This window comes from Trinickia acidisoli, assembly GCF_017315725.1.
GTDB lineage: Bacteria > Pseudomonadota > Gammaproteobacteria > Burkholderiales > Burkholderiaceae > Trinickia > Trinickia acidisoli.
In genome coordinates, this window is the sequence record NZ_JAFLRG010000001.1 from 2,575,969 (window position 1) to 2,593,830 (window position 17,862).

Annotated in this window: 15 protein-coding genes and 1 pseudogene; 12 read left to right on the plus strand and 4 right to left on the minus strand. The window is 65.6% G+C overall.

Features of this window, described 5'->3' with window-relative positions:
• Positions 1-512 precede the first annotated feature (512 nt).
• A pseudogene (locus tag J3485_RS11770) lies at positions 513-965 on the minus strand (GNAT family N-acetyltransferase); the annotation flags it as partial.
• 256 nt (positions 966-1,221) lie between these two features.
• Between J3485_RS11770 and aqpZ the strand changes: the two are divergent.
• A complete protein-coding gene (gene aqpZ, locus J3485_RS11775; protein ID WP_206952634.1) occupies positions 1,222-2,001 on the plus strand; it encodes an aquaporin Z in 780 nt (259 codons plus the stop codon).
• Between the two features lie 294 nt (positions 2,002-2,295).
• Positions 2,296-3,855: a threonine ammonia-lyase, biosynthetic gene (gene ilvA / locus J3485_RS11780; protein WP_206955771.1), complete on the plus strand. Its 1,560-nt coding sequence runs from the start codon at positions 2,296-2,298 to the stop codon at positions 3,853-3,855.
• 39 nt (positions 3,856-3,894) lie between these two features.
• Here ilvA and J3485_RS11785 read toward each other — a convergent pair whose 3' ends face one another.
• Positions 3,895-4,890, minus strand: a complete 996-nt coding sequence (locus tag J3485_RS11785; RefSeq protein WP_206952635.1) for a LysR family transcriptional regulator — start codon at positions 4,888-4,890, stop codon at positions 3,895-3,897.
• A gap of 82 nt (positions 4,891-4,972) precedes the next feature.
• Here J3485_RS11785 and J3485_RS11790 point away from each other — a divergent pair, with 82 nt between their 5' ends.
• The 4 genes from J3485_RS11790 to J3485_RS11805 all read left to right on the plus strand — a co-directional run bounded on the left by J3485_RS11790 (position 4,973) and on the right by J3485_RS11805 (position 10,489).
• A complete protein-coding gene (locus tag J3485_RS11790; protein ID WP_206952636.1) occupies positions 4,973-6,187 on the plus strand; it encodes a serine hydrolase domain-containing protein in 1,215 nt (404 codons plus the stop codon).
• Between the two features lie 408 nt (positions 6,188-6,595).
• Positions 6,596-7,504: an aldose epimerase family protein gene (locus tag J3485_RS11795; RefSeq protein ID WP_206952637.1), complete on the plus strand. Its 909-nt coding sequence runs from the start codon at positions 6,596-6,598 to the stop codon at positions 7,502-7,504.
• A gap of 211 nt (positions 7,505-7,715) precedes the next feature.
• Complete coding sequence (locus J3485_RS11800; RefSeq protein ID WP_206952638.1) at positions 7,716-8,423, plus strand: peptidoglycan DD-metalloendopeptidase family protein; 708 nt, start codon at positions 7,716-7,718, stop codon at positions 8,421-8,423.
• Between the two features lie 437 nt (positions 8,424-8,860).
• Positions 8,861-10,489, plus strand: a complete 1,629-nt coding sequence (locus tag J3485_RS11805; protein WP_206952639.1) for an acyl-CoA synthetase — start codon at positions 8,861-8,863, stop codon at positions 10,487-10,489.
• Between the two features lie 31 nt (positions 10,490-10,520).
• Here the strand turns inward: J3485_RS11805 and J3485_RS11810 are convergent, their stop codons facing one another.
• Positions 10,521-11,051: a cytochrome b gene (locus J3485_RS11810; protein ID WP_206952640.1), complete on the minus strand. Its 531-nt coding sequence runs from the start codon at positions 11,049-11,051 to the stop codon at positions 10,521-10,523.
• A gap of 74 nt (positions 11,052-11,125) precedes the next feature.
• Here J3485_RS11810 and J3485_RS11815 point away from each other — a divergent pair, with 74 nt between their 5' ends.
• A complete protein-coding gene (locus J3485_RS11815; RefSeq protein WP_206952641.1) occupies positions 11,126-11,449 on the plus strand; it encodes a DUF2288 domain-containing protein in 324 nt (107 codons plus the stop codon).
• Positions 11,450-11,552: 103 nt separating this feature from the next.
• A complete protein-coding gene (locus J3485_RS11820; protein WP_206952642.1) occupies positions 11,553-11,726 on the plus strand; it encodes a hypothetical protein in 174 nt (57 codons plus the stop codon).
• An 81-nt stretch (positions 11,727-11,807) separates the two neighbouring features.
• On the opposite strand, the gene J3485_RS11825 is transcribed toward J3485_RS11820, so the two are convergent.
• Positions 11,808-12,746 carry a LysR family transcriptional regulator gene (locus J3485_RS11825; protein ID WP_206952643.1) on the minus strand — a complete coding sequence of 313 codons (939 nt, stop codon included), beginning with the start codon at positions 12,744-12,746 and terminating at the stop codon, positions 11,808-11,810.
• A 158-nt stretch (positions 12,747-12,904) separates the two neighbouring features.
• Here J3485_RS11825 and J3485_RS11830 point away from each other — a divergent pair, with 158 nt between their 5' ends.
• The 4 genes from J3485_RS11830 to J3485_RS11845 are packed head-to-tail and all read left to right on the plus strand — an operon-like array spanning position 12,905 to position 17,768.
• Entirely contained in the window at positions 12,905-14,461 is a 1,557-nt protein-coding gene (locus tag J3485_RS11830; RefSeq protein ID WP_309477012.1) for an efflux transporter outer membrane subunit, read from the plus strand.
• Positions 14,462-14,471: 10 nt separating this feature from the next.
• Positions 14,472-16,658, plus strand: coding sequence for an FUSC family protein (locus J3485_RS11835; protein WP_242538553.1), 2,187 nt, complete (start codon positions 14,472-14,474; stop codon positions 16,656-16,658).
• Between the two features lie 11 nt (positions 16,659-16,669).
• The gene (locus tag J3485_RS11840) at positions 16,670-16,870 is read left to right on the plus strand and encodes a DUF1656 domain-containing protein (RefSeq protein WP_206952645.1); all 201 of its coding nucleotides are present in this window, start codon (positions 16,670-16,672) and stop codon (positions 16,868-16,870) included.
• Positions 16,871-16,904: 34 nt separating this feature from the next.
• Complete coding sequence (locus J3485_RS11845; protein WP_206952646.1) at positions 16,905-17,768, plus strand: efflux RND transporter periplasmic adaptor subunit; 864 nt, start codon at positions 16,905-16,907, stop codon at positions 17,766-17,768.
• Positions 17,769-17,862: the final 94 nt, after the last annotated feature.

Consider the following 17,862-nt stretch of genomic DNA (forward strand, 5'->3'; position numbering starts at 1 on the left):
GGCCGCGCCGTTTTTCCGCGCCGTTTTATTGCAGCGCGCAATATCCGACGACGGCCGACATTCAGCCCTCTTCTCGATCACGACCAAGAGCCTTACTATCGAACCGCACGAAATAAATACTGCGTGATGCGAAACGTCTTTGGAGCGCTTTTACTACAGAATTTCGGAGGGTGGAGCAGATATGCCGATCACATCGGCGCTAAAAAACTAGGCGCGAACGCGTGGCTTGTCAAGGCACACTACGGCACTAGCAGCGCGCAGTCCACCGATGGCCCCGGCCTGCCAAGAATCGACACGGGAATTTTTTTATTGTCAATTAAACTACCGTGCGATTTAATTTTTTTACGAATCGTATAGCAATATTCGATTCAAAAATATAAAGGTCGTTCTATCCGCTTTATCGATATGAAAGCGATAGCGGGTGGCGATACTTAAACGTTTAAAAGCTCCCCGGATGCACCCGAGGGTATTTCTTAGCGTTCGCGGCACAAAGATTGCGCCATGCCGTTCGTCTATTCATCGTCTACGAGGAGCGAGCCATGCCCTCGTGCTTTCACGGGCCGTGGTTCGAGCACGATGAGCGCCGCCCGCTTGCGCGGAAAATCGAACTCCTTCAACGTGTAGCGCCCGAGCCGATGCATGTAGGCGATGTTGCGTGCATTGTCGATGCGCGGCTCGCCAACGATGCGTTGCGTGCGCGGATCGTCGATGAACATGTCGTGCAAGACCGCATTGAACCAAGCGTTCAGCTTGCCGGTGCTGTGCGCACCGCACTCGCCGACAAGCAGATGCAGCCCGCGATCGAAATCGTGCGCGTCGTAAAACGGTGCAATGCGGTCCTCTTTCGCCCAGTAGATTTCGAAGTACGCAAACGGCCGATCGTCGAAGCAGCCGATCAGCGGATGCACGTGCGCGTCGGCGCATTGCGCTTCGAGATAGGCCGTGTGCTGCTCGAGCGATCCCTTGTTGACGGAAATCCGCTCTTCACCCGTTTTCTCTCTCAGTCTCAAATTCAAAGAATCGGCGCGTGGGAAATGATCTCCGGTCACTACCGTTAGCCGCTTCATGCACTACGCTCTCTTCACAATAGTTTTGATCTGGATTGCGCATCGGCCCATAAGATGCTCCCATCGTTTTCCAGGCGAAGCGCGCCGAAGCGGGCCAAGCGAGCCGAAACGCTCCGCTTGCGCCACTCTCGCCATTTCATTCGGAGTCCTAACTATGAAGATATCGATTCGAAGCTACGGCGCCGAGTTCGTGGGCACGTTCTGGCTCGTCTTCGGCGGTTGCGGCAGCGCGCTCGTCGCGGCCAATTTCCACGCACCCGACGGCAGCAGCCTCGGCATCGGCTTGCTCGGCGTGGCGCTCGCGTTCGGCCTCACCGTCTTGACGATGATCTACGCCATCGGTCCCATCTCGGGCGGACATATGAATCCGGCCGTCACGATCGGGCTGACCGTTGCGGGCCGATTCCCGGCACGACACATCGCGCCCTACGTCGTTGCACAAGTGATCGGCGCCATCGCCGCTGTCTTCATCTTGTCGCTCATCCTCGCCGGCAAGGCTGGGTTCGATCCCGCGACGAGCCGGTTCGCGGCGAACGGGTTCGGCCCATTCTCGCCCGGCGGTTATTCGGCGCAAGCGGCATTCATTTGCGAAGCGGTCATGACGGCATTCTTCGTGTTCGTCATCTTGGGCGCCACCGACAAACGCGCACCGGCCGGCTTCGCGCCGATCGCCATCGGCCTGTGCCTCACGTTGATCCATCTCGTGTCGATTCCGGTCACGAACACGTCGGTCAATCCCGCCCGCTCGACGGGCCCCGCGCTCTTCGCCGGCCAAACGGCGATCGATCAATTGTGGCTCTTTTGGGCGGCACCGATCGTGGGCGCCGTCCTCGCCGGCGTGATCTACCCGCTCATCGCGGGCCGCGACGATGCCACGCAGCGAGAGCGAGAGGTCATCCTCGAAAGCGAAAAGCTCGCCGCGCGCGGCGATTGATGTCCGCGGCTTGCATCTGCGGCTTGCATCTGCGGCTTGCATCTGCGGCTTGCATCTGCGATGCATCCGCGATTGACATCCGCGTGCCAATACGCGATCCTTAGCCGCATGAACTGCCGCCAATCGCACATCGCCGCTATTATTCGCACCATTCCAAGAATGGTGGGTTAGCGCGCATCGGCAGCAAACACGAAAACCCGCCCAATAGGCGGGTTTTTTGTTTCCGCCTTCTGGGCTCTCTTGCAATGCACCGCTTTACACGGAGCCTTTATGCAAACGTCGCTCGCCCCGCTCATGACGGACGACACCGCGGACGACACCCAGCACCGAGACGACCAAGCCGACTACCTTCAAAAGATCTTGACCGCGCGCGTGTACGACGTCGCGCGGCAAACCGATTTGCAGCGCGCGCCGCAGCTATCGGCCCGGCTGCGCAACGATGTCTACTTCAAGCGCGAGGATCAGCAAAGCGTCTTCTCGTTCAAGCTGCGCGGCGCCTACAACAAAATGGCGCATCTCTCGCCCGAGGCGCTCGCGCGCGGCGTCGTCACGGCTTCGGCCGGCAATCACGCGCAAGGGGTCGCCCTCGCCGCGGCCAAGCTCGGCGTGCGCGCCGTCATCGTGGTCCCGCAAACGGCCCCGCGCGTGAAAGTCGACGCCGTGCGCGCCCACGGCGGCCCCACCGTCGAAGTCGTGCTCGTGGGCGAGTCGTACAGCGAAGCCTACGCGCACGCGCGGCACCTGCAGCACCGGCACGATCTCACGTTTATCCCCGCGTTCGACGATCCCTACGTGATCGCGGGCCAAGGCACCGTCGCGATGGAAATCCTACGGCAACATCAAGGGCCGATCCACGCGATCTGCGTGCCGATCGGCGGCGGCAGCCTCGCGGCGGGCATCGCCACCTATGCGAAGGCCGTGCGGCCGGAGATCCGCATCGTCGGCGTGCAAACCGAAGACTCGTGCGCGATGGCGCAATCGCTTGCGGCCGGCACTCGCGTCGAACTCGACGAAGTGGGACTGTTCTCGGACGGCACAGCCGTCAAGCTCGTCGGCGAGGAAACGTTTCGCCTGTGCAACGCTTATGTCGATGAAGTGATCACCGTCGATACCGATGCGCTCTGCGCGGCGATCAAGGACGTCTTTCAGGACACGCGCAGCCTGCTCGAGCCGGCCGGCGCCCTGGCCGTCGCCGGCGCCAAGCGCTATGCCGCTCGTACGGGCATTGCCGGCGAGACGCTCATCGCCGTCACCTCGGGCGCCAACATGAATTTCGATCGGATGCGTTTCGTCGCCGAACGCGCCGACGTCGGCGAAGCACGCGAAGCGCTGTTCGCGGTCACGCTGCCCGAGCGGCACGGCAGCTTCAAGCGCTTTTGCGCGCTCGTCGGCGAGCGCAGCGTCACCGAGTTCAACTACCGCATCGCCGATGCCGACCGTGCGCACCTGTTCGTCGGCGTGCAAATCGCGCATCGCGGCGAGTCGGCACAACTCGCGAATGCGTTCGAAGCGGGTGGATTCGCCACGGTCGACCTGACCGGCGACGAACTCGCCAAGCAGCACGTGCGCTATATGGTGGGTGGCCGCACGCCGCTCGCGCAGCACGAGCGGCTGTTTCGCTTCGCATTTCCCGAGCGCCCCGGCGCACTGATGAAGTTCCTATTGGCAATGGCGCCGAACTGGAACATCAGCCTCTTTCACTATCGCAACCAAGGCGCCGATTACAGTTCGATTCTCGTCGGCATGCAAGCGCCGCCCAAGGAGCACGATGCGTTCGACCGCTTTCTCTCGTCGCTCGGCTATCCGCACCGCGAGGAAACGGACAACCGCGCTTATCGCATGTTTCTGTCGTAATGCGCACACGTGCCGATCGATGCGGGCGCGCGTGCGCGTCTATCGGGTGCGTGCGGGCGTGCGGGCGTGCGTGCTGGCCGTCTTCGCCGTCTTCGCGCGCACCCGCCCGTCGCCCGTGGAGGCGATGAGCGGTTCGCGCAGGAAATCGATGAACGCGCGCAGCTTGAGCGGCAAGTAGTCGCGTTTGGGGAAATAGATGTAGAAACCGATGAGCGGCGCGGCGTGCGTTTCCAACACCGGGACGAGCCGGCGCGCGGCCAGATCCTCGGCAATGGCCGCCTCGAATTGCTGCGCCAGCCCGAACCCCGCTCGCACCGCGTCACGGCATAGGTCGTCGTCGACAAAAACGAGCCGGCCCGTCACGTCGATTTGCAACGCCTTGCCGCGCTCGGTGAATTGCCACGGATATAGGCGTCCCGTGCCCGGTAGCCGAAATCGAATGCAATCGTGCTGTGCGAGATCGGCGAGCGTGTGCGGCACCCCGTGCCGCTTAAGGTATGACGGCGTCGCCACCACCGCGCGCCGTTGCCCACGATCGAGCGGCAGCGCGATCATGTCTTGTGCGAGGTGATGGCCGGGCCGAATGCCCGCGTCGAAGCCACCTCCCACGATGTCGGCCAACGTGTCGTCGGTGTACAGATCGAGGTCGACGCGCGGATAGCGCTCGAGGAATTCGCCGAGGCGCGGTTTCACGAACAGCGTATTCGCGAGTCGGGACAAATTGATCCTTAGGAGTCCTGAGGGTTCGCCGTCGCCCTCGCGTAACCGCTGCATGGCCGCTTCGATACGCGCGAGCGAGGGGTCCACGTGTTCGAGCAAAAAGCGCCCCGCTTCGCTGAGCGACACGGTGCGGCTCGTTCGATTGAACAGCGCAACGCCGAGCCGCGCCTCGAGTGCGTGCACGCTCTGCGAAACGGCAGACGCACTGATGCCGAGCACGTCCGAGGCACTGCGAAAGCTGCCGGCTTCGGCAACCGCGCGAAATGCGCTCAGCCCGCCGAGCGGCTCGGGCTTCGTCGTTAAGTTTTTCTTCATGGTTCATGAACCATAGCAGACTTTTTCTTATGCGGACGATTCGTTACATTGACCGCATTCAACGACGCTCCGAGGCCCAGCCATGTCATCCGTCTTCACCCCCATCCGCCCTACTGCCGCTCACGTCGACCGCGCACCCGCCTTCGATCGCCGCGCCATGGTTGCGCGGCTCGACCATGCGATCGACCGTGCGCTCGGCGAGCACCGCATCGTGGGCGGCGTGGTGCTCGTCGCTCACCGCGGCGAGCTCGTTTATGCGCGCGCGGCGGGCCTTGCCGATCGCGAGGCCGGCGTGGCGATGCAAATCGATAGCCGCTTCCGGCTTTCGTCGGTGACGAAACCCATCGTTGCGCTCGCGACGCTCGCGCTCGCCGAGCGCGGCGTGCTCTCGCTCGACGACGCGGTCACGCGATGGCTGCCGGCCTTCGCGCCCCGCCTGGAGGACGGCTCGCCGGCACGCATCACGCTTCACCATTTGCTGACGCATACGGCCGGACTCGGCTACGGCTTTCAAACGGCCCCCGACGCACCCGACGGTCTCTACCACCGGCTCGGCATTTCGGACGGGCTCGATCTCGTCGATTTCGACCTCGACGAGAACCTGCGCCGCATCGCGCAAGCGCCGCTGGGGTTCACGCCGGGGAGTGCGCATCGATACTCGGTCGCCTACGACGTACTCGGCGCCGTGATCGAACACGCAACCGGACAGTCGCTGCCCGACGCCATCGAAGCGCTCGTCACGGGGCCGCTCGGCATGCGCGGCACGGCGTTTCACGTGCCGCCCGGCACACCGCTCGTCGTCCCGTACGTCGACGCCATGCCGCAGCCCGAGCGCATGAACGGCGACACCACCGCGCAACTGCCGCCGGAGATCGGACACTGCGTGAAGTTCTCGCCGGCGCGCGCGTTCTCGGCCCAGGCATTCGCTTCGGGCGGCGCCGGCATGATCGGCAGCGCCCCCGACATCTTGACGCTCTTCGAAGCGATTCGGACCGGCGGCGCACCGATCGTCGCGCGCGCGACGGTCGCGCGAATGACGCGTGCTCACGTCGGCGGACAGGCGCAAACGCTGGGTCCCGGCTGGGGTTTCGGCTACGGTTGGGCCGTGCTCGACGACGCAGCGCTGGCAGGCGGCGCGCAAAGCGCGGGGACGATCCAGTGGGGCGGCGTGTACGGACACGCGTGGTTCGTCGATCCGACGGCCGAACTGACCGTCGTCGCACTGACGAATGGCGCCTTCGAAGGCATGCGCGGACCGTTCACGACCGACGTGCGCGATGCGGTCTACGGCGCGTAGCGCCGCTTGCATCGAGCGCCATCGGTACGCCGATCAGCGCGGGAGGCGGTAAAAGAAGAAGACCGTGCTGCCGGCGAAGATGCCGAACAGCGCAAGGCCCATTGCCATGGCGAGATCCATGCTGGCTCCGGAACGGTTTGCAGTTGAAACGGGCGCGGACAGAAGCGGCCGAACGATGCCACGCTACAGGCACGGGCACGGCACAAAAAGACGAAATATCCGCAGGCGAGGCCATTATGGGGTGACCGTGGCGGCCTCGGAACCGGGCAATTTCCCCAGCAGGGTTTTTCCCGAGGCGAACCCGAGGCACAATCGCATGTCGCCCGCCGCGACGGCGCGGATACTTCGGACATCGTCCCGAGCATCGGCCGCCCTACTCTCAACTTCATCCTCGAGCATCGTCCCATCATGACCGACTCCCCGCAGCAGGCTCTCGTCGACATCGCGCATGGCGCGTCGCACCTCCAGCTCGCCCCGCAATTCGGTGCGCGGCTGCTCAGTTGGCGCATCGGCGACGAAACCGTCATCTATTGGCCCGAGCACCCCGACTGGAGCAACGTGGCTCGCCTACGCGGCGGCAACCCATTGCTGTTCCCGTTTCTCGGCCGGCACCGCGTGGACGGCCGCATCGGCGAGTGGCGCGACGAGCAAGGCGCCGTGCGCGTGCTGCCGATGCACGGCTTCGCGCGCGATCTGCCGTTCTCGCACGAGTTGGACGCCGATGCGCAAGGCGTACGCATGACGCTGACCGATACCGCGGCCACGCGCGAACAATATCCGTTCGCCTTCCGCTTTCAGGCCGCTTACCGGCTGGCCGACGCCCACACGCTCGACGTGACGCTGACCACCTCGAATCTGGGCGATGCGCCGCTGCCCTACTATGCGGGACATCACTTCTATTTCGCCTTGCCGCACACGCTGCGCGGCGAGACGACGCTCGCGCTGCCGCCGACGGAGCGCCGCCGCCAACTCGCGGACGGATCGATCAGCGCGCCCGAACCGGGCGCGCCGCGCTACACGCTCGACGACCCGCTCATCCACGACCGCTTCCACTGCCTGCGCGGCGCGCCTGCGCAGCCGGTGCGGCTCGAATGCCCGTCGCTGCGCCGACGCATCGACATCGACCTGGACCGCCCCGATTCGGCGCCCTGGTATGCGGTGACGACCTGGACCGAAGCCGACACGTCCGACTTCTATTGCGTCGAGCCCTGGCTCGGCCTGCCCGATGCGATCCACAACGGGCTCGGCCTGCGCTGGCTCGAGCCGGGCCGCACCGAGACGGCGTCGCTACGTATCCGCGTGTCCGAACTCGGCTGACCCAGGCCGACCGCGGACCTAAGCGGACCTAAGCGGATCTGGGCGGACCTCGGCCACATACTGCCAAGTTCGGCTGACAGCGCGCTGCCGCCCGTCTGATTCGTCGGCCTACCGCCCCTCTGCCCGCATGGCTTCGCTACAATCGGACGTTTTGTCCGCCGCGCCGCACACGGGCGCAGCGGCGCGTTTCGAAGCTGTCAAGCGAGGTTCAATGTTGCGGAAAACGATGATGCGGCTCGCGTGCGTGCCGCTGGCGGCGGCGCTTGCCGCATGCGGTTCGGCACCCGTCGCGCCCGGATACTATCGGGTCGAGCGCGGCGACACGATCACCAAGATCGCGCGCGGCCACCGCGAATCGGTTCAAAGCATCGTCCGGTGGAACAACCTGACGAATCCCAATTCGATCGAAGTCGGTCAGTTACTGCGCGTCGTCCCTCCGGGCGCCAGCACAACGGCAGGCGCGCCCATCCGCTCGAACGCCGGCACCGCGCAAGCGCCGGCGGGCAACGCCGCCGTAGCGCGCGCGGCCCCCGAGGCGGCGGCGCCCGTCAACGGCATCTCGCTCGTCTGGCCGGCCGCCGGCAAGGTCGTGCACGGTTTCGACGGCGTCGACTTCAAGGGCATCGACATCGCCAATACGGCCGGCACACCCGTCGTCGCGGCGGCGCCAGGCACCGTCGTCTACGCAGGCAACGGCTTGCGCGGCTACGGCAACCTGCTGATCGTCAAGCACGACGCCGATTTCCTCACGGCCTACGCGCACAATCGGAAGCTGCTCGTGAAAGAAGGCGAGCACGTCGCCCAAGGTCAGCAGATCGCGGAAATGGGCGACACCGACAACGATCGCGTCGCCCTGCACTTCGAGCTGCGCTACGGCGGGCGCTCGATCGATCCTTCACGCTACCTGCCGCCGCGTTAAAGTGCAGGCTACAGGGCGGGCGTCGGACAAAAAAAGAGGCCCGACTCGAGGCCGGGCCAACGGGGGTTCGGCGCAGTGAGGCAAAGGACCGGTTCGCCGTGCGCCAATTACAAATTTAACGATTCTGCAATATATCTACAATCGATTTATTGAGGAAAAAGCGGTAGTTGGCACATAGTACCGAGATAATGTCATAGAAATACGGCGTGTCGCCGCAAATTGGGTGCCATGCCGTCAGTGAAAACCCGTGGCGTCCGTGTGACGCGCCACAGGCAAGGTGCGACCGACAACATCTGCAATCGCCGATTGCCGCTCGATTAATCGGCAATCGCCTGACTTAATCGGCCGAACGGCAATTGTTCTGTATTTTTGTCGATTTTTTTATCGACGAATTAATCGAAGCCGACCGAAGATAAGAGGATTGGAGGAGACGCAGCATGCTTACCCGAACCAACAGCTACGAAACGCTCGCCGACGGTTTTGCGTGGCGCATCCCCGAACGCTACAACATCGGCGTCGATGTCTGCGACAAGTGGGCCGACGGCAGCAACCGTCCGGCCCTCGTCTACGAACGGCGCGACGGCACCGTGCTGCGCTACAGCTTCGACGAACTCAAGGCGCTGTCCAATCAGCTTGCGCACAGCTTTGCGCGGCACGGCGTGGCCCGCGGGGAACGCGTCGGTATCTTCTTGCCGCAAGCGCCCGAGACGGCGCTCGCCCATCTGGCCGCCTACAAGCTCGGCGCGATCGCCGTGCCGTTGTTCGCGCTGTTCGGCGTGGAGGCATTGCAGTACCGCCTCTCCAACAGCGGCGCCGTCGCGCTCGTCACCGATACGGCCGGGCTGCAAAAGATCGAGCAGATTCGCGGCGCGCTGCCGGAACTGAAGACGATCTATTGCATCGACGGCGATACGCAAGCGCTCGAGGCGGCCGGCGTGTTGCCGTTTTGGTCGTCGCTCGAGCATGAAGGACGCGTGCTCGAACCCATCGACACGCGTGCCGACGACCCGGCCGTCATCATCTACACGTCCGGCACCACGGGCAAGCCGAAGGGCGCGCTGCACGCGCATCGTGTGCTGCTCGGGCATCTGCCGGGCGTCGAGATGCCGCTGGCGTTCTTCCCCGACAACGCGCGGCTCATGTGGACGCCGGCGGACTGGGCTTGGATCGGCGGCCTGCTCGACGTGCTCCTGCCTGCGTGGCATCACGGCGTGCCCGTGCTCGCCCGCCGGTTCGAAAAGTTCGATGCCGACGCCGCGTTCGATCTGATGGCGCGCCACCAGGTCACGCACGCGTTCCTGCCGCCGACCGCGCTCAAGATGCTGCGCACCGTCGAGCGCCCGCGCGAACGTTACGCGCTATCGCTGGTCGCCGTCTCGAGCGGCGGCGAATCGCTCGGCGAGGAACTCATCGAATGGGGCCGCGCGTCACTTGGCGTCACGCTCAACGAGTTCTACGGCCAGACCGAATGCAACGTCGTCGTCAGTTCGTGCGGCGCGCTGTTCGAGCCGCGCATCGGTTCGATCGGCAAGGCCGTGCCGGGCCATCGCGTCGAGATCGTCGACGATGCCGGGCAAGTGCTGCCGGTCGGCACCGAGGGCAACATCGGCATCCATGCGCCCGATCCCGTCATGTTCCTCGGCTATTGGCGCAACGACGAAGCCACGCGGGAGAAGTTCGCGGGCGAGTATCTCGTGACGGGCGACGTCGGCGTCATGGATGCGGACGGCTTCATCCGCTTCGTCGGGCGCAACGACGACGTCATCACGAGCGCGGGCTACCGCATCGGCCCCGGACCGATCGAGGACTGTCTGCTGGGGCACCCGGCCGTGCGCATGGCCGCCGTCGTCGGCGTGCCCGATGCCGCGCGCACCGAGATCGTGAAAGCGTTCATCGTCCTGAACCCGGGCTTCGCGCCCAGCGATGCGCTCGTCCAAGAGATCCAGCAGCATGTGCGCACGCGTCTGGCCGCCCATGAGTACCCGCGTGCGATCGCATTCGTCGAGAGCTTGCCGATGACGGCGACGGGCAAGATCGTGCGGCGCGACCTGCGCACGCTCGGCTGACGAGTTGGCCGACGGCACTGCGCGCGCGGCGCTACGCCATCCGGCGCAGGACGCGATCGCGCAGCACAAAGTGATGGTAGAGCGCGGCGAGCACGTGTAGGCCGATCAGCGCGAGCATGACCCAGGCGAGCAGCCGGTGGGCGTCGCCGAGCGTATGCCCGATCGCCGCGCCCTTCGGCAGGAGCGACGGCAGGTTCACGCCGAACAGCGTCACCTGCCAGCCGCGCGAAGACGCATTGGCCCACCCCATCGCCGGCTGTACGATCAGCAGCAGATAGAGCAAGCCATGCGTAAGGGAAGCCACGCCCCGCGTGAACGGCGTACCCTCGACCGCATCGGGCCCCGTGCGCACGAAGCGCCACAGCAGGCGAACGATCATGATGCCGAGGATGAAAGCGCCCAGATCGAGGTGCACGACGATGAGTCCGACCGGCTGCGTGCCGCGATGAATGCCCGGCATCGTCCATGCGACGACGTACTGAGCGGTGAGCAGCAGCACGATGAGCCAGTGAAGCAAGCGGGCGAACGGGTCGTATTTCGAAACAGCAAAAGCGCCGGACATGCGTACCTCGTGAGGGGAAGGGATGAAATCGTGGTTTATAGTAACGCCCCTCTAGCATAACCGCCGTCAATGACATGACCTCCTCCGAGCGCCCCGCCGCCGATACCGGCCACAGTCCGCTTTACCTGAAGCTGCTCGCCGAGACCGCGAAGATCGCATGGCCCGAGCTCGAACGCTTTTTCGCGCGCGGCATGCTGCTGCGCGTCGCGCGTGACCTCGATCTCGTGACCGTGGCCGCCGCCGTCGCCGAGGACGACACGGCGCAGGTCGCGCAATGGTTGTCGTCGGGGCTTGTCGAACGCATGCAAGCTAAGACCGCCGCCGACTTCGCCGCGCGCGATCCCGAACTGTGGGCCGTCGTCGTCTCGCCGTGGGTATGCGTGCAAGAGCGCTCCTAGCCAGTGCACGCCGGCGGCAGCCCCGCACACGCCCGCATGCTCCATTTCGCGCAGCGTGTTCTAGTATGTAGCTACGCGACCCCTATCGCGAAAGGAGGCTGCCATGGACGCTGAATCGATCGCCGGCCTGACCGGGCTAGCCGCCGGACTGCTGGTGCTGCTGGCGCTGACGATATTCGAATCGCGGTCCTACAAGCGCGAGCACAACGGCGAAGGCATGATTCATCACTGGCTGGCCGAGCATCACATGCTCGACTGGCGTCACACGAAGCACTGAACGAACGCCTCGGCGGCGGGAAAAGTCGGTTCGACGCGTCGGCCTGCGCGGCTCCCGCATGAGTCGCGCGCGGCGCGGCGGCTATGTGCGCGCGAATTTCCGCAGCGCGGCCTGCTCGGCGGCGAGCGTCGCCGGCAATTCGTCGCGCAGAAAATCAACCCACGTGCGGATTTTCGCGTCGAGATATTGCCGCGACGGGTACAGCGCGTAGACGTTCAACGGCATCGACGTGTACTCGGGCAATATCCAGACCAATTCGCCGCTTTCGAGCCAGCGCATCGCCGCGTAGGTCGGCAAGACGGCGATGCCCATCCCTTCGCGCACGGCGACGGCCATCGAGTCCGCGCCGTTCACTTGGAACGTCGGCGCCGCGACGGTGTAGGTCTCGGTACCGGTGGGGCCGTCGAAATTCCATTTGTCGAAGACCGATGCCGGGGTGACGATGCGCAGACACGTGTGATTGGCCAGATCGGCCGGCGTACGCGGCACGCCGCGGCGCTCGAGGTATGACGGGGACGCGCACGCGATGCTGAACACGCTGCCGAGCCGCTGGGAGATCAAGCCCGAATCGGGCAGATCGTAGCCGACCACGACCGACACGTCGTAGCCTTCGTCGAGCAAGTCCGGAATTCGCTGGGCGAGCGTCATGTCGACGGATACGTCGGGGTAGCGCCGCTGATACCGGCCGACCGCGGGCACGATGTAGTGCGCACCGAAGCTGGCCATCGCATGCACGCGCAGCTTGCCCGACGGCCGCGCGTGCGCGTCGCTCGCCTCGGCCTCGGCTTCCTCGACGTACGCGAGAATCTGCTGGCAGCGCTGTAGATAACGCTCGCCCGCTTCGGTCAGCGCGATGCGCCGCGTCGTACGATTGAGCAGGCGCGTGTGCAAATGCGCTTCGAGATCGGAGACGGCGCGCGAGGCATAGGCGGTCGTCGTATTCAAGTGCTGCGCTGCCGCGGTGAAGCTGCCCGATTCGACGACGCGCACGAAAACGCGCATGTTTTGAAGCGTATCCATACCCACCCCCATGTGTTCCTGCGTCGCGATTGTTACATGTTCCGCAACATCGATTAGCTCAAAAACCGTAAGAATCCATTGCATCCTTACGGCTTATTCGACAATAGGCTGAAAAATATAATCGATTGCGTTCAATAACGTCGCCAAGGGAGAAAATCGTGCGCTTGCCGAGCGGCAAAGTGCGTGTCGCATCCGCATTTCTTGCACTGTCGATAATAATGTCCGGATGCGCGAGCACGGGCGGCATTGCGCCGCAACAAACGGCGCTCGATGCGGCGGCGCTCGATACCGGCGCCGCCGTGCGCGCGGCTGCTCGCAGTGCTCGCTGGCCCGATGCCGACTGGTGGCGCACCTATGGCGACACGCAGCTCGACTCGCTCGTATCCGCCGCCGTCGCCGGCAATCCGACACTCGCGGCCGCCGATGCGCGCGTGCGCGAAGCGCAATCGCTCGCGGGCGTGGCTGCCGCGGCGCTCGCGCCGCACGTCGAGGGCAACCTGTCGATCACACGCGAGCACTGGGCCGACAATCCCCTTTATTACGGGCCCGGCGAACTCGCCGATCAAACCACCTGGAACAACACCGGCACGCTCGGATTTTCCTACCATCTCGATCTATGGGGCGGCGATGCGCACGCACACGAACGAGCGCTCGATGCCGCGCATGAACGTGCAGCGAATGCGCGCGCCGCACAGCTCGAGCTCGAGGTCAATCTCGTGCGCGCTTACGTCGACTTTTCGAAACAATACGCGCTACGCGACATCGCCACCGATACGCTCGCACGCCAGCGAGAACTCGTGGCGCTGGCGCAGCGGCGTCTTGCGGGCGGGGTCGGCACGCAACTCGAGGTGAGCCAAGCGCAGGCCCCGTTGCCCGAGTACGAGCGTCGGATCGAGGCGCTGAACGAAGCGATCGAACTCGACCGCAACCAGCTCGCGGCATTGACCGGGCAAGGCCCCGGCGCGGGCGCTGCCTTGACGCGACCCGCGCTGTCGCTCGACGCGAGCGTCGCCCTGCCCTCGGCGCTGCCTGCCGAATTGATCGGCCACCGCCCCGACGTCGTCGCCGCGCGCTGGGCCGTGGCGGGCGCCGCACGCGGCATCGATGTCGCCCATGCGGCCTTCTACCCCAATATCAATCTGATGGCATCGCTGGGCGGCTTCGCGGCCGGGGGCCCGCTGTTTCAGTTTCTGCACGCGGCCAACGGCAGTTGGACCGCCGGGCCGGCGCTCTCGCTGCCGATCTTCGAAGGCGGCGCGCTGCGCAGCCGGCTCGGCGCGGCGGACGCGGGCTACGACGAGGCCGTCGAGCATTACAACGCGACGGTCGTCGCCGCGCTCAAGCAAATCGCCGATCAGATCGTGCAGTTGCACTCGCTCGCCGCGCAGCAAGGCGACGCCGAGCGCTCGGCCAGCTTTGCCGAGCGCAGCTATCGGCTCGCCCAAGTCGGCTTCAAGCGCGGGCTGAGCGACTACGTCAACGTCGTCGTCAGCGAAACGCAATGGCTCGGCGCGCAGCAGAGCGTGGCCCAGGTGCACGCCGCGCGACTTGCCGCCTACGCGTCGCTGATGGGTGCGCTGGGCGGTGGACTCGCCGCGCCGGCCGACGGCCCGAACGCCGGCACGATGCAGCCCTCGCCGCACGGCACGCTCGGAATCGATGCGCTCGGCCGCCATGCGAGCGTCGCCGCACACGGCGCCGGCGAGCCGCGATAGGACGAACGTCATGGCCGATCCCCTGCTTCGCGAACCACGCTCGTTCAATGCGCTGCAAACCGCCTTCGTCGACTGGGCACGTACGGACGGGCTCACGTGGGTCTATCTGCTCAAGGCGCTGACGGCCGCGTTTCTCGCGCTCGGCATCGCGATGCGGCTCGATCTGCCGGGGCCGCGCACCGCGATGACGACGGTCTTCATCGTCATGCAGCCGCAAAGCGGCGCCATCCTCGCCAAAAGCTTCTATCGGATCGGCGGCACGCTCGTGGGCCTCGTCGCGACGCTGTGCTTGATCGCCGTTTTCGCGCCGCAGCGTGAGCTGTTTCTCGGCGCGCTCGCGCTGTGGACCGGCATCTGCACGGCCGGCGCCGCGCGCAACCGCAACTTCCGCTCATACGGCTTCCTGCTCGCGGGGTACACGGCCGCGCTGATCGGCATTCCCGCCGCTCAGCATCCGGACGGCGCGTTCTTATCCGCGCTCACGCGCGCGGCGGAGGTGACGCTCGGCGTCCTCTGCGCGGGCGTCGTCGGCGCACTCGTGTTCCCTCAACACGCGAGCCTGCAAATGCGCACGACGGTGCGCGCGCGCTTTTCCGCTTTCGTCGAATACGTCGCGGCCACGTTGTCGGGGCGCGTCGAACGCACGCAGATCGAACGCACGAATGCCCGCTTTTTGGCGGAGATCGTCGGCTTCGAAGCGATGCGCAGCGTCGCCGTGTTCGAAGGGCCGGAAACGCGTGGCCGCAGCGGCCGTCTCGCGCGCTTGAACAGCGAGTTCATGACGGCCTCGACGCGCTTTCACGCTCTTCATCAACTGATGAACCGCCTGCGCGGCGCCGGCGCGACGCAGGCCGTCGCCGCGCTCGAGCCTTACTTCGAAGAACTGGCGCCGCTGCTGCACATGCCGGGCGAGCCGGTACTGACCGCCCTGGATGCCGCCGGCTCGGCACGCAAGCTCGAAGCGTTCAAAGCCGCGCTACCGCGCCGCGTGCGCGAAAAGCGCGCGGCGCTCGCGCGGCGGCACGACTTTCCGCTGCTCGACTTCGACACCGCCTCCGAACTGCTCTACCGATTCGTCGAAGACATGCACGCCTATACGCTGACCTACGCGTCGCTCGCGGCCTCGACGCACGAACGCGAACGTTCGCCCGAGCGCTACGAACCGAAGACGAACGTGGCCCTCACGCTCGTGGCCGGCGTGCGCGGCGCCATCATCATGGCCGTGCTCAGCGCGTTTTGGATCGCGTCGGCCTGGCCGAACGGCTCGATGCTCGTGCTCAACGCCGCCGCGGTCTGCGCGCTGGCGTCCTCGTCGCCGCGGCCGACGCGCATGGCCTACCAGATGGCGGCCGGCACGGTGCTCGCAACGCTCCTCGGGTTTCTCGTCGTGTTCGGCATCTATCCCCACATCGACGGTTTCCCGCTGCTGTGCGTCGCGCTAACGCCGGCACTCGCGCTCGGCATCTGGATGACGACGCGCCCGAAGCTCGCGGGCTATGGCGCCGGCTATTGCATCTTCTTTTGCGTGCTGGCGGGCCCCGACAACCTCGTGCGCTACGATCCGGCCGGCTATGCGAACGACGCGCTCGCGCTCGTGTTGTCGATGGTGGTCAGCGCGATCGCCTTTGCCGTGCTGCTGCCGCCCTCGACACCCTGGCTGCGCCGCCATCTGCTCGGCGACTTGCGCCGCCAAGTCGTGCTGGCCTGCACAGCACCGCTCGCGCGCGTGCGTTCGCGCTTCGAGAGCCGTGCGCGCGACCTCGCCTTCCAGGCCCACGCGCTGATGGAGCACGATGCGGCCGGCCAGCGCGACGCGCTCGCTTGGCTGATTGCGGTGCTCGAAGTCGGCCAAGCCGTCATCGATCTGCGCCGCGAGCTAGCCGCGCTGCCGAACGACGCGCGCTATGCACGAACGATGCCGTGGCGGCGCAGCATCGCGCAGTCGGCCAAGACGCTCACCGCGCTGTTCGCGCGCCCGACCGATGCGCGCCTGGACGCCGCCCTCGCCGCGAATTTCGACGCGATCGCAGCCGTGCAGCAAGCGCTTGCCGCATTCGCTCCGCCGCGCGAAGACCGGCACCGTCTGCAACGTATCTTGAGCTACCTGCACTTCGTGCGCACGGCGCTCATCGATCCTCAATCGCCGCTCGCGCACTACGCGGGCGGGACGCGCCGCGACGCCGCGGCGCCGGCATGAAGGAGCCGCCCATGCATCGCGAAATCGCCATCCTCGGCGCCTACATTCCCTCGCTCGTGCCGCTTTGCATCGGCGGCGCAGTGCTGACCTGGTTCGTCGACCGCCTGCTCGCGCAGATCGGCCTTTATCGCTTCGTCTGGCATCCCGCGCTCTTTCGCGCGAGCCTGCTCGCCTGCATCTGCGGCGTGCTCGGGCTCGCTGTCTATCGTTAGGCACACAGGCCCCGCTTCTTTTCGACTCCTCATCATGACGCTTCGACAACTCATCGGTTTCATCGCCACGGCACTGCTGCTCGTGCTCGCGCTGGCGATCGGCCATCGGCTCTGGGTTCATTACATGGACGAACCGTGGACTCGCGACGGCCGCGTGCGCGCGCAGATCGTCAACGTGGCGCCCGACGTCTCGGGCGCCGTCGTGGATCTGCCGATCACGGACAACATGTTCGTCAAGAAAGGCCAAGTGCTGATGCGAATCGATCCGGCGCACTATCAGGTGGCCGTCGAGCAAGCCGAGGCGGCCGTGGCCGCGCGCCGGGCCGAGTGGCAGATGCGCCGGGCCGATGCCGCGCGGCGCGCCGACATGGACAGCCTCGTCGTGTCGAAGGAAAACCGCGAGAACGCCTCGAGCGCCGCGGTGAGCGCGCAAGCGCAATATCAACAGGCCGTGGCCGCGCTCGACGCCGCCAAGCTCAATCTCTCGCGCACGACGCTCGTCTCGCCCGTCGACGGCTACGTCACCAATCTTTCGGTGTTCCGCGGCGACTATGCGACGGCGGGCACGCCCAAGCTCGCGATCGTCGACAGTCACTCGTTCTGGGTCTACGGGTATTTCGAGGAAACGAAGCTGCCGCGCGTGAAGATCGGCGACAAGGCGGAAATCCGCCTCATGAGCGGCGGCGTGCTGCAAGGCCATGTGGAGAGCATCTCGCGCGGCATCTACGATCGCGACAATCCGCAAAGCCGCGAACTCGTCGCCGACGTCAATCCGACCTTCAACTGGGTGCGGCTCGCGCAGCGCGTGCCCGTGCGGATTCACCTCGACAAGGTCCCCGACGGCGTCATGCTCGCCGCGGGCACGACCTGCACGGTGATCGTGTCGCCGGCGCGTTGATTGGGAACGCTGATCGGATGCGATAAGCCACACCATCCGGCACAAACGAAAACGGGCCGGAGAACCGGCCCGTTTCCGGGTAGACGCTTAGGTC

Excerpts from the sequence above, each read along its gene's own strand:
- aqpZ (WP_206952634.1), top strand. The coding sequence starts at position 1,222 with ATGAAGATATCGATTCGAAGCTACGGCGCCGAGTTCGTGGGCACGTTC.
- ilvA (WP_206955771.1), top strand. The coding sequence starts at position 2,296 with ATGACGGACGACACCGCGGACGACACCCAGCACCGAGACGACCAAGCC.
- J3485_RS11785 (WP_206952635.1), bottom strand. The coding sequence starts at position 4,890 with ATGAAGAAAAACTTAACGACGAAGCCCGAGCCGCTCGGCGGGCTGAGC.
- J3485_RS11790 (WP_206952636.1), top strand. The coding sequence starts at position 4,973 with ATGTCATCCGTCTTCACCCCCATCCGCCCTACTGCCGCTCACGTCGAC.
- J3485_RS11795 (WP_206952637.1), top strand. The coding sequence starts at position 6,596 with ATGACCGACTCCCCGCAGCAGGCTCTCGTCGACATCGCGCATGGCGCG.
- J3485_RS11800 (WP_206952638.1), top strand. The coding sequence starts at position 7,716 with ATGTTGCGGAAAACGATGATGCGGCTCGCGTGCGTGCCGCTGGCGGCG.
- J3485_RS11805 (WP_206952639.1), top strand. The coding sequence starts at position 8,861 with ATGCTTACCCGAACCAACAGCTACGAAACGCTCGCCGACGGTTTTGCG.
- J3485_RS11810 (WP_206952640.1), bottom strand. The coding sequence starts at position 11,051 with ATGTCCGGCGCTTTTGCTGTTTCGAAATACGACCCGTTCGCCCGCTTG.
- J3485_RS11815 (WP_206952641.1), top strand. The coding sequence starts at position 11,126 with ATGACCTCCTCCGAGCGCCCCGCCGCCGATACCGGCCACAGTCCGCTT.
- J3485_RS11820 (WP_206952642.1), top strand. The coding sequence starts at position 11,553 with ATGGACGCTGAATCGATCGCCGGCCTGACCGGGCTAGCCGCCGGACTG.
- J3485_RS11825 (WP_206952643.1), bottom strand. The coding sequence starts at position 12,746 with ATGGATACGCTTCAAAACATGCGCGTTTTCGTGCGCGTCGTCGAATCG.
- J3485_RS11835 (WP_242538553.1), top strand. The coding sequence starts at position 14,472 with ATGGCCGATCCCCTGCTTCGCGAACCACGCTCGTTCAATGCGCTGCAA.
- J3485_RS11840 (WP_206952645.1), top strand. The coding sequence starts at position 16,670 with ATGCATCGCGAAATCGCCATCCTCGGCGCCTACATTCCCTCGCTCGTG.
- J3485_RS11845 (WP_206952646.1), top strand. The coding sequence starts at position 16,905 with ATGACGCTTCGACAACTCATCGGTTTCATCGCCACGGCACTGCTGCTC.